The organism is Phenylobacterium sp. LjRoot219 (assembly GCF_964252995.1).
Lineage (GTDB): Bacteria > Pseudomonadota > Alphaproteobacteria > Caulobacterales > Caulobacteraceae > Phenylobacterium.
In genome coordinates this window covers 3522741-3534924 of sequence record NZ_CAXUQI020000001.1, presented here as the reverse complement: position 1 = coordinate 3534924, position 12184 = coordinate 3522741, and the positions used below count along the sequence as shown (strand labels likewise).

At 70.2% G+C, this 12184-nt stretch carries 15 protein-coding genes; 11 read left to right on the top strand and 4 right to left on the bottom strand.

Going from position 1 to position 12184, the window contains the following annotated elements:
* Positions 1-13: 13 nt before the first annotated feature.
* Both ACSQ14_RS17265 and ACSQ14_RS17260 read left to right on the top strand, forming a co-directional pair.
* Complete coding sequence (locus ACSQ14_RS17265) at positions 14-1651, top strand: M10 family metallopeptidase C-terminal domain-containing protein (protein ID WP_436014990.1); 1638 nt, start codon at positions 14-16, stop codon at positions 1649-1651.
* A 146-nt stretch (positions 1652-1797) separates the two neighbouring features.
* Positions 1798-2490 carry a DUF1013 domain-containing protein gene (locus ACSQ14_RS17260; protein ID WP_436014988.1) on the top strand — a complete coding sequence of 231 codons (693 nt, stop codon included), beginning with the start codon at positions 1798-1800 and terminating at the stop codon, positions 2488-2490.
* 135 nt (positions 2491-2625) lie between these two features.
* Here ACSQ14_RS17260 and ACSQ14_RS17255 read toward each other — a convergent pair whose 3' ends face one another.
* Positions 2626-2799, bottom strand: a complete 174-nt coding sequence (locus ACSQ14_RS17255) for a YdcH family protein (protein ID WP_436014986.1) — start codon at positions 2797-2799, stop codon at positions 2626-2628.
* Positions 2800-2930: 131 nt separating this feature from the next.
* Here ACSQ14_RS17255 and ACSQ14_RS17250 point away from each other — a divergent pair, with 131 nt between their 5' ends.
* The 3 genes from ACSQ14_RS17250 to ACSQ14_RS17240 are packed head-to-tail and all read left to right on the top strand — an operon-like array spanning position 2931 to position 4195.
* Positions 2931-3530, top strand: coding sequence for a UbiX family flavin prenyltransferase (locus ACSQ14_RS17250; protein WP_436014984.1), 600 nt, complete (start codon positions 2931-2933; stop codon positions 3528-3530).
* Positions 3531-3533: 3 nt separating this feature from the next.
* Positions 3534-3977, top strand: a complete 444-nt coding sequence (locus ACSQ14_RS17245) for a TIGR02444 family protein (RefSeq protein ID WP_436014982.1) — start codon at positions 3534-3536, stop codon at positions 3975-3977.
* On the top strand, positions 3977-4195 hold the full coding sequence (locus tag ACSQ14_RS17240; protein ID WP_436014980.1) for a YdcH family protein: 219 nt from the start codon (positions 3977-3979) through the stop codon (positions 4193-4195). Before ACSQ14_RS17245 ends, ACSQ14_RS17240 begins: the two co-directional genes overlap by 1 nt.
* A gap of 126 nt (positions 4196-4321) precedes the next feature.
* On the opposite strand, the gene ACSQ14_RS17235 is transcribed toward ACSQ14_RS17240, so the two are convergent.
* Entirely contained in the window at positions 4322-4918 is a 597-nt protein-coding gene (locus tag ACSQ14_RS17235) for a GGDEF domain-containing protein (protein WP_436014978.1), read from the bottom strand.
* A gap of 160 nt (positions 4919-5078) precedes the next feature.
* On the opposite strand from ACSQ14_RS17235, the gene purE reads away from it, so the two are divergent.
* Both purE and ACSQ14_RS17225 read left to right on the top strand, forming a co-directional pair.
* Positions 5079-5567, top strand: coding sequence for a 5-(carboxyamino)imidazole ribonucleotide mutase (gene purE / locus ACSQ14_RS17230; protein ID WP_436014976.1), 489 nt, complete (start codon positions 5079-5081; stop codon positions 5565-5567).
* On the top strand, positions 5567-6649 hold the full coding sequence (locus ACSQ14_RS17225) for a 5-(carboxyamino)imidazole ribonucleotide synthase (protein ID WP_436014974.1): 1083 nt from the start codon (positions 5567-5569) through the stop codon (positions 6647-6649). Before purE ends, ACSQ14_RS17225 begins: the two co-directional genes overlap by 1 nt.
* Positions 6650-6848: 199 nt before the next feature.
* Here ACSQ14_RS17225 and ACSQ14_RS17220 read toward each other — a convergent pair whose 3' ends face one another.
* Positions 6849-7508: a COQ9 family protein gene (locus ACSQ14_RS17220; protein WP_436014972.1), complete on the bottom strand. Its 660-nt coding sequence runs from the start codon at positions 7506-7508 to the stop codon at positions 6849-6851.
* A 200-nt stretch (positions 7509-7708) separates the two neighbouring features.
* Between ACSQ14_RS17220 and rpsU the strand changes: the two genes are divergently transcribed.
* Both rpsU and ftsH read left to right on the top strand, forming a co-directional pair.
* On the top strand, positions 7709-7942 hold the full coding sequence (gene rpsU, locus ACSQ14_RS17215) for a 30S ribosomal protein S21 (RefSeq protein ID WP_068874644.1): 234 nt from the start codon (positions 7709-7711) through the stop codon (positions 7940-7942).
* Positions 7943-8144: 202 nt separating this feature from the next.
* The gene (gene ftsH, locus ACSQ14_RS17210; RefSeq protein ID WP_436014970.1) at positions 8145-10028 is read left to right on the top strand and encodes an ATP-dependent zinc metalloprotease FtsH; all 1884 of its coding nucleotides are present in this window, start codon (positions 8145-8147) and stop codon (positions 10026-10028) included.
* 68 nt (positions 10029-10096) lie between these two features.
* On the opposite strand, the gene ACSQ14_RS17205 is transcribed toward ftsH, so the two are convergent.
* Positions 10097-10306 carry a hypothetical protein gene (locus tag ACSQ14_RS17205; RefSeq protein WP_436014968.1) on the bottom strand — a complete coding sequence of 70 codons (210 nt, stop codon included), beginning with the start codon at positions 10304-10306 and terminating at the stop codon, positions 10097-10099.
* Positions 10307-10401: 95 nt separating this feature from the next.
* On the opposite strand from ACSQ14_RS17205, the gene folP reads away from it, so the two are divergent.
* Positions 10402-11235, top strand: a complete 834-nt coding sequence (folP, locus tag ACSQ14_RS17200) for a dihydropteroate synthase (protein ID WP_436014966.1) — start codon at positions 10402-10404, stop codon at positions 11233-11235.
* Positions 11236-11273: 38 nt separating this feature from the next.
* On the top strand, positions 11274-12080 hold the full coding sequence (gene thiD / locus ACSQ14_RS17195; protein ID WP_436014964.1) for a bifunctional hydroxymethylpyrimidine kinase/phosphomethylpyrimidine kinase: 807 nt from the start codon (positions 11274-11276) through the stop codon (positions 12078-12080).
* The last annotated feature ends 104 nt before the right edge of the window (positions 12081-12184 follow it).

Sequence of the window (12184 nt, the reverse complement as noted above, 5' to 3'; positions counted from 1 at the left end):
CTTGAGTATTCTCATGTCGCTTGAAGCTGCATCTGCGCGCCCGCTCGACACCACCAGTTCATACCTGAACGCCGACGGTCGCGCAGGGATAGCCGGCAACGGCAAGCTGAGTTTGACGATCGAGGAGGCCGCCTCCCAGCTGCTGCGCGGCGAACCCGGCTGGTCCTCGGCGCTGGGCCAGCCGTTCAACGTGACCTACGCCTATCGCTCCACGACGCCGCTCGAGATGCCGTCCGACACGGCGGGCTTCCAGCGCTTCAGCGCCGCCCAGATCCAGGCGACCGAGCTGGCGCTGAAGGCCTGGTCGGACGTGGCCAACATCACCTTCACCCGGGTGGGCTTCGGCAGCGCCGGCTCGGCCGCCTACTCGAACAATGCGACCATCCTGCTGGGCAACTACACCGGCGGGCAGGCCGGCTCCTCGGCCTTCAGCTACTTCCCCGGCTCGATCGCCGGCAGCTCCTCGTCCGGCGACGTCTGGGTCAACTCGACGTACGGCTACAACGCCAACCCGGTGATGGGCGGCTACGGCTTCATGGTGCTGGTGCACGAGATCGGCCATGCGATCGGCCTGGAGCACCCGTCCGACTACAACGCCGCCGATGGCGTGACGCTGAGCTATGCGCAGAACGCCGGCTACTACCAGGACGACCTGCAGTACACGGTGATGAGCTACTTCGTGGAGAGCAACACCGGCGCGGATTTCGGTCCGGACTATCCCGCCGCGCCGATGCTCGACGACATCGCCGCCGCCCAGATGGCCTATGGCGCCAACATGGGCACGCGAACCGGCGATACGGTCTACGGCTTCAACTCCAACGCCGACGCGCCGTGGTTCGCCGCCAGCACCGCCATCTCCCGGCTGGTGTTCGCGGTCTGGGACGCCGGCGGCGTCGACACCTTCGACTTCTCCGGCTACGCCAACAACCAGCTGATCGATCTCCGGGAAGGCTACTTCTCGAACGTCGGCGGGTTGATCGGCAACATCGCCGTCGCCCAGGGCGTGATCATCGAGAAGGCGATCGGCGGGTCCGGCGCCGACGTGATCCAGGGCAACGCGGCCGGCAACAGCATCGACGGCGGCGCCGGCAACGACACCATCGACGGGGCCGACGGCTTCAACCGGCTGTTCGGCGGCGACGGGGCCGACTTCATCGCCGGCGGCGCCCAGTTCGACGCGGTCAACGGCAACAAGGGCGCGGACACCATCGACGGCGGCGCCGGCGGCGACGACTGGCTGCTCGGCGGCCAGGGCGAGGACGTGATCACCGCGCACGCCGGCTTCACCATTTTGAACGGCAATCTCGGCCGCGACACGGTCACCGGCGGCGGCGGCGCCGACGCGGTCCGCGGCGGCCAGGGCGACGACGTGCTGAATGCCGGCGCGGGCGCCGACCAGCTGTTCGGCGACCTGGGCAACGACACCATGACCGGCGGGGAGGGGGCCGACGTCTTCCGCGTCGCGCCGGGCGGCGGCGTCGACCTGATCCTCGACTTCCAGGTCGGCGAGGACGTGCTGCGGCTCGACGGGATCGGCGGCTACGCCCTGACCCAGTCCGGGGCCGACGCGGTGATCGGCCTGGGCGCCGATCAGGTCATCCTGGCCAATGTGCAGGTGAGCAGCGTGGCGGGCTCGATCCTGCTGGCGTGATCCGGGAGCGGGGCGTTTCTCAGCTCCGCCGGGCGGGCGGGGCGCGCAAATCCGGTTCCCTGCTGGCGTGATCCGGCCTATAGATCGAACTTACACCGCCCGGCCGAAAGGCCGGGCGCCTTCATTTCCGACGGACGGAAAGCACGATGACCGACATCCTGATGCCGAAGGCGACCGCCGTCTGGCTGGTGGACAACACCTCGCTCACCTTCGAACAGATCGCTGACTTTTGCGGCCTCCACCCGCTCGAGGTGAAGGGCATCGCCGACGGGGAAGTGGCGCGCGACATCCGCGGCGCCGATCCGATCGCCAACGGCCAGCTCAACCGTGAAGAGCTGGATAAGGCGCAGAAGAACGCCGAATACCGCATGAAGGCGCAGAAGAGCCGCCACGCCGAGCTGCTCAAGCCGGTCAAGAAGGCCCCGCGCTACACGCCGGTGTCGCGCCGCCAGGACCGGCCGGACGCCATCGCCTGGTTCCTGCGCAACCACCCGGAAGTGCCCGACAGCCAGGTCGCGCGCCTGCTCGGCACCACCAAGGCGACCATCGACCAGGTGCGCAACCGCACCCACTGGAATTCGCCGAACATCAAGCCGGTCGACCCGGTGACGCTTGGCCTCGCCACCCAGCTCGAGCTGGACGCGGTGGTCCGCAAGGCGGCCGACAAGAAGTCCAAGGAAGACGCCCGGCTGGGGATCGTCGACGGCCCGACGCTGCGGCCGGCCTCCGAGGCCGGGGCCTATGAGGATGTCGCCGAGCGCGTGGACGACGAGGAGTCCGAAGAAGAGGACTTCGACCCGTCGACCGTCTTCCAAGATGCCGATCACGACGAGGACTGAGGTCTCGGCCGAGCCGTTCGCGAGGGCGGCTCAAGGCCCCGTTCGCCAGGCTAGGGCGCGTCTCGGGGCTCGCCGGCTCATCCCGCGCACGCGTCGTGCTCGCGGGATGAGCGGCGGCCCCGGATGACCTGCGGACTAGTGAGGTCGTGCGCGCAGGCTTTCCATCTCTTCCTTGAGCTTGAGCTTCTGTCGCTTGAGCTCCTTCAGTCTGAGGTCGTCGGCAGCAGGCCTGCGCTGTTCGTCTTGAATGGCTTGTTCGAGAGTCTGGTGGCGAGATCCAAGTTCGCGGATCCGGGCTTCCACTGCCATGACGAAACATCTCCTCACTGTGGGCTCAGCCGCGGAGTGAACACCCGCTTCCCCAGACTGTCAGATCACATATCTTTGCAGGCGGCGGAGCTGTCGCGGCGCCGTCGCGGCAGGCGGGTAGGGCCCACTGAATGTCGAAAGATGATCATCCGCCGCTCGTTGTAGGGATCTCCGGCGCGTCCGGCGTGGTCTACGGCCTGCGGGTGCTGGACGCTTGCCGCGAGCTCGGGATCGAGACGCATCTGGTGGTCAGCCGCTCGGCCGCGCTGACCATCGCCCAGGAGACCGAGCTGAGCGTCGCCGAGGTGCAGGCCCGGGCCGACGTGGTGCACAAGGTGGCCGACGTCGGCGCGGCGATCGCTTCGGGCTCGTTCCGCACGCTGGGGATGATCGTGGCGCCGTGCTCGGTGCGCAGCATGAGCGAGATCGCCACCGGCGTGACCTCGACCCTGCTGACCCGCGCCGCCGACGTCACCTTGAAGGAGCGGCGGCCGCTGGTGCTGATGGTGCGCGAGACGCCTTTGCACCTCGGGCACCTGCGAACCCTGGTGCGACTCGCGGAAATGGGGGCGATCATCGCCCCGCCGCTGCCGGCCTTCTACGCCCGGCCGGCGAGCCTCGAGGAGATGGTCGATCAGTCGGTGGGCCGCGCCCTCGACCTGTTCGGCCTGGCCTGGAGGCCGGTGCGACGCTGGGGCGAGGATCTCGCGCCGCTCAAAGGAGAGGATTGAAGCATGGCGCTTTGGGACGGCGTGGTGGCGGCCTATGAGCGGCCGGGGATTCCGGAAGCCTGCCTGACCCTGCAGGACGAGTTCGGCCAGAACACCTCGCTGCTGCTGTGGGCGGCTCTGACCCAGCCTGCGGACCCGGCGGTGGTGGCGCGCGCGGCCGAGGCGGCGCGGAGCTGGGACGCGACCGCGCTGAGCCCGCTGCGGGCGGTGCGCCGGGCGCTGAAGGCGGCCTGCCCGCCGGTGGCCGACGCCGCCCGCGAGGGCCTGCGCGAGGACGTCAAGGCGGCCGAACTGCGCGCCGAGCGGCTGCTGGTCGAGACGCTGGAGGCGCTGTGGGCCGGCCCGGCCGACGGCGGCGCCCTGCAGGCGGTGACGGCGGCGTCGCGCGCCTCGGGCCGGCCGGCGCCGGACGCGGCCCTGGCGGCGCTCGTGGCGGGGGTGGCCTAGTGTCGGCGACGATGGACCATTACGACGAAGACGCGCTGCGCGAGCAGCTGGCGGAGCTGCGCCAGGATCACGCCGACCTCGACGCGGCGGTGCAGGCCATCTCGCTGTCGCCGCTGCCCGACATGCTGCTGATCGGCCGCCTGAAGCGCAAGAAGCTGTCGATGAAGGACGAGATCGGCCGCATCGAGGCCCTGCTGACCCCGGACATCATCGCCTAGATTGAACTCTCCGCTCTTCCCCGCGAAAGCGGGGACCCAGGTGTTTTTTCCATCGCGGTGCACGCCGCTCTTCGGCAACCGAAAAAGCCTGGATCCTCGCTTTCGCGGGGACGAGCGGGAGTGGGCTTACCGCCGCCGCAGCCGCTTCGCCGCGTACATCGCCGCGTCGGCCTCGGCGACGATGGCCTCGGGCTCGACGCCGGGGCGGATCTCCGCGACGCCCCAGGAGACGCTGACCCGCGCGCCGGCCGCGACGCCGTCGACCGCCGCCCCGGCGATAGCCGCGGCCAGCGCCTCGGCCTTGGCCTCGGCCTGGAAGCCGTTGGTCTGGGCGAGGATCACCGCGAACTCGTCGCCGCCCATCCGCCCGGCCAGGTCCGAGCCGCGGATGTGGGTGCGCAGCTGATCGGCCACCGCCAGCAGCGCGGCGTCGCCGGCCGCGTGGCCGAACCGGTCGTTGATCGCCTTCAGCCCGTCGAGGTCGAAATAGGCCAGGCTGGCGGTCCCGCCATAGCGCTCGGCGAAGTCGCGGGTGCGCGCCAGCTCGCGCATCATCGCGCGGCGGTTGAACAGCGGGGTCAGGGTGTCGCGGTCAGCCAGCCCCTCGACCTCGGCCAGCCGGGCGCGCAGGCGCGCGAGCTCGGCGCGCAGTTCCGCGTTCTCGCGGATCAGCGCGGCGGTCGCCTCGGCAGGCGTCGGGAAAGGATCGTCCGCGGCCGTCACGTTTCGCCAAAGAATTGAGCCGGCAAGCGGCGTTAGCTGAATTTAGCCATCTTGGTTGCGGCGGCAAAGCCGGCGCCTATACTCCGCGCCCTTCCAGCCAGAGCGTGCGCGGTGAACGTCGCCGCGGCCGAGTTCTGGGGGCAAGGGGACTGTTGGAACCATGAGCGCCACTGCGCCCGTCGCCATCATCATGGGCAGCCGATCCGACTGGCCGGTGCTGCGCCACGCCGCCGAGATGCTGGAGCAGCTCGGCGTCGCCTACGAGGCCAAGGTGGTCTCGGCGCACCGCACGCCGGATCGCATGTACAGCTTCGCCAAGGGGGCCAAGGCCGCCGGGGTGAAGGTGATCATCGCCGGGGCCGGCGGCGCGGCGCACCTGCCGGGCATGACCGCCTCGCTGACCGACCTGCCGGTGCTCGGCGTGCCGGTCGAGTCCAAGGCGCTGAAGGGCATGGATTCCCTGCTGTCGATCGTGCAGATGCCAGCCGGCATCCCGGTGGGCACCCTGGCGATCGGCGAGGCCGGGGCGAAGAACGCCGGCATCATGGCCGCCAAGATTCTCGCGCTCAGCGATCCGGTGGTGGCCGAGGCGGTCGCGGCCTTCGCCCAGCGGCAGACCGACGCCGTCGCCGAAACGGTCGAGGACTGATGACCCAGTTCCCGCTTCCCCCCGGTTCGACCATCGGCGTGCTCGGCGGCGGCCAGCTCGGCCGCATGCTGGCCGAGGCCGCCTCGCGCCTGGGCTTCGATGTCGCGGTGCTCGAGCGCGACGCCGACTCGCCGGCCGGCCGCGTGGCCGCCAAGCTGCTGGTCGCGCCCTATGACGACCCCGCGGCGCTGAAGGCGCTGGCCGAGGCCTCCGACGTCGTCACCTACGAGTTCGAGAACGTGCCCGCCGCCTCGCTCGAAACGCTGATGGCGCTCGAGGTCGAGGTCGCGCCGGGGCCGAAGGCCTTGTCCGCCGCCCAGGACCGGGTCGACGAGAAGACCTTCCTCAACAGCCAGGGCGTGGCGACCGTCGCCTTCGCCGCCGCCGCCACCGCAGCCGAGGCCGCCGAGGCCGTGGCGAAGATCGGCGTCCCCTGCCTGATGAAGACCCGCCGCGAGGGCTACGACGGCAAGGGGCAGCGCTGGGTCGAGCATGTCGCCGACGCCGCGGCGGTGTTCGAAGCGCTGGGCGCCCGGCCGGTGATCGTCGAGGCGCCGGCCGACTTCGTGCGCGAGCTGTCGGTGATCGCCGCGCGCGGGCGCGACGGGGCGGTGGTCGCCTATCCGCTGGCCGAGAACCACCACGAGGGCGGCATCCTGCGCCGCACCCTGGCGCCGGCGGCCACCACGCCGCAGCTGTCCGAACAGGCCGACCGGATCGCCGCCAAGGTGCTCACCGGGCTGGGCTACATCGGGGTGATCGGCATCGAGCTGTTCGAGCTCGCCGACGGCCGGCTGCTGGTCAACGAGATCGCGCCCCGGGTGCACAACACCGGCCACTGGACCCAGGACGGCTGCGAGGTCGACCAGTTCGAGCAGCACATCCGCGCCGTCGCCGGCTGGCCGCTGGCTCCGGCCCGCACCATCGCCCAGGTCGAGATGCTGAACCTGCTGGGCGAGGAGGTCGACGCCTGGCCGAAGTTCGCCGCCGAGCCGGAGACCCGGCTGCACCTCTACGGCAAGCGCGAAGCCAAGCCGGGCCGCAAGATGGGCCACATCAACCGGGTGAAGCCGCTGCGCTGATCTTCCTGCCTCCCTCGCGCAGCGGGGGAGGGGGACCACGCGCCGAAGAGCGCGTGGTGGAGGGGCGAGCGGCGGCCAGGGCCTCGCCGCATTCTCTTGATCGTGGCAGTTGAAGTTCAGTGGAGGTGGCTTGCCCCCTCCACCGCCCGCTCTGTGGCGGGCGGTCCCCCTCCCGCCGCTTCGCGGAAAGTCGGCGGGGTTAGGGCTGCTCCGCGCGGCCGTAGCGCAGCCGGCCGAGGCGCTCGGCGAGGTTGTGCAGCGCCGCTTCCGGCTTGAAGCCCGACTTCGCCTTCCAGGTCTCGAAGCGCATGACGTCGTCGATCCGGCGGCCGGCGAAGCGCACCGCCGCGCCGCGGCCGGCGTTCAGGCGGATGGTGATCGCGCCGGTCAGCACGCCGGCCAGGATCGCCCGCTTGGAATAGTGGTTCTCGTCGGTCGCCGTGTCGCCGGCCCAGCGCCACAGCACGTCGGCGCTCTCCCAGGCGAGCCGGCCGCCCAGCGCCAGGTTCTGCGGCAGCGCCAGCCAGCCGGCGCAGCGGCGCGCCGCGGCCTCGTCGTTGCCGGCGGCGTCGATCCGCGCCTCGACCGCACGGGCGATGCGCTCGCGGATCTTCAAGGTCGTCGGATCGACGTCCTGAAGCATCAAGAGGGCGCGTGCGTCGTGTCGCCGCGCGAGCAGGGCGGCGAGGTCGGCCGAGCCGCGCGGCAGCAAAAGCTCGGTCTCGCCGTCGGAGAAGCCGGCCGCGCGCCCGGCCAGCCGGGTCATGCGCGTGGTCCAGCCCTCCAGCGGGGCGAGGCGGATGGCCTCGTCCAGCACCTTCTGCTCGGCGGTGCGGGTCCAGTCGGCGGCATCGGTCATGGTCGGCATCCTAGCGCTTCCTGCCGGCGGCGTCGCGGCGTGGACATGCCACGCTCGATCTGGTATTGCGCCCCGCTCAGCCCGAAGGCTTTTGCTTCCGGGACCCAGAATTATTCGTCGGAACCCATTGTTCGCTCGCCGCCGCCCCTGAAAAGAGGGACGAGGGGGCCGGGCGGTTAAAGCGTGCAGGAGAGATTGCCCTGGTCCAGATTTTCGTCCGCGACAACAACGTCGACCAAGCCCTGAAGGCGCTGAAGAAGAAGATGCAGCGCGAGGGCTCGTTCCGCGAGATGAAGCGCCACGTGCATTACGAAAAGCCGTCCGAGAAGCGCGCCCGCCAAAAGGCGGAAGCCGTGCGCCGGGCGCGCAAGCTGGCTCGTAAGCGCGCCCAGCGCGAAGGCCTGATCGCCGCGCCGAAGAAGCCGACCCGGTAAGGCCGCGCTGGCCTGACGAGATCAGCGCCTATCTAGTAAGGGCCGCGCCGCGAGGCGCGGCCTTTTCTGTATCTAATTCCATGGTCAAGGCGCGATCTTCCGTCGCGATCCCGGACCTGTTTCTTGGGGAACGCCGGTCGGCGTCCTATCTTCCTCGGCAGGGCCGGAACCACGGCTCGAAATTCGGACGGTCTGAATACCGATGAACCTGCGCAATCTCGTCATCTGGGGCGTCATCGTCGTCGTCCTGATCGGCCTCTACAGCATGATGACTGGCGGCGGCCACGCGGCCGGCACCAGCGAGATCACCTATTCGCAGCTCCTTTCGAAAGTGGGCTCGGGCGAGGTCAAGCAGGCGGTCATCCGCGGCGCGGCCGTCGAGGTGAAGGACAACGCCAACCGCACCTTCACGGCGGTGACGCCGAACAACCAGGACGAACTGGTCAAGCGCCTGGAGTCCCAGGGCGCGGACATCTCGGTGAAGGCGCCGGGCGGCAACGGCCTGCTGGGCTTTATCCTGAACAGCCTGCCGATCCTGCTGCTGATCGGCGTGTGGATCTTCTTCATGCGGCAGATGCAGGGCGGCGCGCGCGGAGCCATGGGCTTCGGCAAGTCGAAGGCCCGCATGCTGACCGAGAACAAGAACCGCGTGACCTTCGACGACGTCGCCGGCGTCGACGAGGCCAAGGAAGAGCTGACCGAGATCGTCGACTTCCTGAAGGACCCGCAGAAGTTCCAGCGCCTGGGCGGCAAGATCCCCAAGGGCGCGCTGATGGTCGGCCCTCCGGGCACCGGTAAGACCCTGCTCGGCCGCGCGGTCGCGGGCGAGGCGGGCGTGCCGTTCTTCTACATCTCCGGCTCGGACTTCGTGGAAATGTTCGTCGGCGTCGGCGCCAGCCGCGTGCGCGACATGTTCGAGCAGGCCAAGAAGAACGCCCCCTGCATCATCTTCATCGACGAAATCGACGCCGTCGGTCGTCATCGCGGCGCCGGCCTCGGCGGCGGCAACGACGAGCGCGAACAGACGCTGAACCAACTGCTGGTCGAGATGGACGGCTTCGACCCGAACGAGGCGATCATCGTCGTCGCCTCGACCAACCGGCCCGACGTGCTGGACCCGGCGCTGCTGCGTCCCGGCCGCTTCGACCGCCAGGTCGTGGTGCCGAACCCGGACATCAACGGCCGCGAGCGGATCATCCGCGTGCACATGAAGAACGTGCCGCTGGCCGCCGACGTCGACGTCAAGGTCATCGCCCGCGGCACCCCCGGCTTCTCCGGCGCCGACCTGGCCAACCTGGTCAACGAAGCCGCCCTGATGGCCGCGCGGAAGAACCGCCGCATGGTCACTCAGCGCGACTTCGAAGACGCCAAGGACAAGGTCATGATGGGCGCCGAGCGCAAGTCCATGGTCATGACCGAGGACGAGAAGAAGCTCACCGCCTATCACGAGGGCGGCCACGCGCTGGTGGCTCTGAACGTCCCCGCCACCGACCCGGTGCACAAGGCGACGATCATCCCGCGCGGTCGCGCGCTGGGCATGGTCATGCAGCTGCCGGAGCGGGACAAGTTCTCGATGAGCTACGAGCAGATGACCTCGCGGCTGGCGATCCTGTTCGGCGGCCGGGTGGCCGAAGAGCTGATCTTCGGCAAGGAGAAGGTGACCTCGGGCGCCTCCTCCGACATCGGCCAGGCCACCAAGCTGGCCCGCGCCATGGTCACCAAGTGGGGCTTCTCGGACCTGCTGGGCGCGGTCGAGTACGGCGAGAACCAGGAAGAGGTGTTCCTCGGCCACTCCGTCGCGCGCAACCAGAACGTCTCGGAAGAGACCTCCAAGCTGATCGACCAGGAGGTTAAGCGCCTGGTGAAGGGCGGCGAGGAAGAGGCCCGCCGGATCCTCACCGAGAAGATGGAGGATCTGCACACCCTGGCCCGCGCGCTGCTCGAGTACGAGACCCTGACCGGCGACGAGATCGTCAACGCGCTGAAGGGCGTGCCGCCGGTGCGCGACGAGGCCGAGGTGAAGAAGCCGGGCGGCCCGGCGGTCTCGGTGCCGATCTCGCCGCGGCCAGATCCGGAGCCGGCGTAAGCCGCGCCGCGAGGCAAGACGTGAAGAGGGCGGTCGCTGTGAAGCGGCCGCCCTTTTTCATGCCGGCGTCACGCCGGCGTCGACGGGCGCTCGAGCAGCTTGATGGCTTCTTCCAGCACGTTGCGGCCCCAGCTGGTCAGGTCTGGGCGCTTCAGTTTTTCGCGTGCGGTGGCCAGCGCCGTGTCGCCGAAGCGCCGACGAAGGTATTGGCTTTCCTCCAGCGCCTCGCGCTGCAGGCGTTGGCGGCGGCGATACCAGCGGAACGGATCGATGAGCACCGACAAACCCTTGAAACACAACCTCGCCCCCTGCGGCGGCGCATGAGGCCTTTAACAACTTTAAGCATAATTTTTGCAACGGGGATGGCGATTCCATGACGGCGAATTTCGATGACCGCCCGCCGGTTGTGCAGGTCATGGGGATCGTGAACGTCACCCCCGACAGCTTTTCCGACGGCGGCCGGTTCTTCGACGCCGCCGCGGCGCTCGCCCAAGCGCGGCGGTTGATCGCCGACGGCGCCGACTGGCTCGACATCGGCGGCGAGTCGACCCGCCCAGGCGCGCAGCCGGTCTCCGCCGGCGACGAGATCGCCCGCGTGGTCCCGCTGGTCCGCGCGCTGCGCGCCGAAAGCGCGATCCCGATCTCGGTCGACACCATGAAGCCGGCGGTGGCGCGCGCTGCGGTGGAAGCCGGCGCGACCATGTGGAACGACGTCACCGCGCTGGGTCACACGCCGGAAAGCCTGGCCACGGCCGCGGAGCTCGGCTGCGACGTGGTGCTGATGCATATGCAGGGCGAGCCGCAGACCATGCAGCACGAGCCCGCCTACGACGACGTGCTGGCCGAGGTGGCCGCCTTCCTGCAGGCGCGCGCCGAGGCGGCGATCGCCGCCGGCGTGGCGCGCGAACGCATCTGGCTGGATCCGGGCATCGGCTTCGGCAAGCATTCGACCCGCCACAACCTGCCGCTGATGGCGCACCTCGAGCGGATCGTCGACCTGGGCTTTCCGGTGCTGCTCGGCGTCAGCCGCAAGCGGTTCATCGCCGCCCTCGACGGCGACGCCCCGGCCGACCAGCGGCTCGGCGGCTCGCTGGCCGCAGCGCTTTGCGGCGTCGCCGCCGGCGTCGCCGCGGTCCGGGTCCACGACGTGCGGGAGACGGTGCAGGCGGTCCGGGTCTGGGAAGCGATCGCCGCCGCGCGCGCTTAGCCGGTGCAATCGCCGTCGCCGCGCGCTATCCCCCCGCCATGCCCACTACCTCCCAAGGTCGCGTCCTGATCCTCGCCGGCTCGGATTCCGGCGGCGGGGCGGGGGTGCAGGCCGACATCAAGACGGTCACCGCGCTCGGCGGCTATGCGGCGACGGCGATCACCGCCATCACCATACAGAACACCCTGGGCGTCACCGGCGTGCATGCGATCCCGCCCGAAGTGGTCGAGGCCCAGGCGTACGCTGTGCTCGACGACATCGGCGCCGACGCGCTGAAAACCGGCATGCTCGGGGACGTCGCCATGGTCGAGGCGGTCGCCCGGGTGCTCGACCGCGCCGCCGGCGTCCCGGCGGTGGTCGACCCGGTGATCACCGCCAAGGGCGGCGCGGCTTTGCTGGCCTCCGGGGCGGTGGCGGCGGTGCGCTCGCTGCTGATCCCGCGCGCGGCCCTGCTGACCCCCAATGCGCCGGAAGCCGAGGCGCTGACCGGCCTGACCGTCGCCACCACCGACGACCTGCGCCGCGCCGGCGAGGCGCTGCTGCAGGCCGGGGCGAAGGCAGTGTTGATGAAGGGCGGCCACGTCGCCGGCGAGCGCGTCGTCGACCTGCTGATCACGCCCGACGGCGAGACCGCGTTCGAAGGCGAGCGCATCGAGACCCGCCACACCCACGGCACCGGCTGCACGCTGGCGTCCGCCTGCGCCACCGGCCTGGCCCAGGGGCTGCCGCTGGTCGCCGCGGCGGCGCGGGCCTGGGACTATGTGCACGAGGCGATGCTGCGCGCCCCGGGCTTCGGCGCCGGGCATGGGCCGCTGGACCACGCCTGGCCGGTGAGGGGGCGGTGAAATTAGATCCTCCCCCTCAGGGGGAGGTGGCCCGGAGGGCCGGAGGGGGTTTCCACTCAGAAGGCCGGTGTTCGGCTTCATCAGCTTCTGAGCGGAAACCCCCT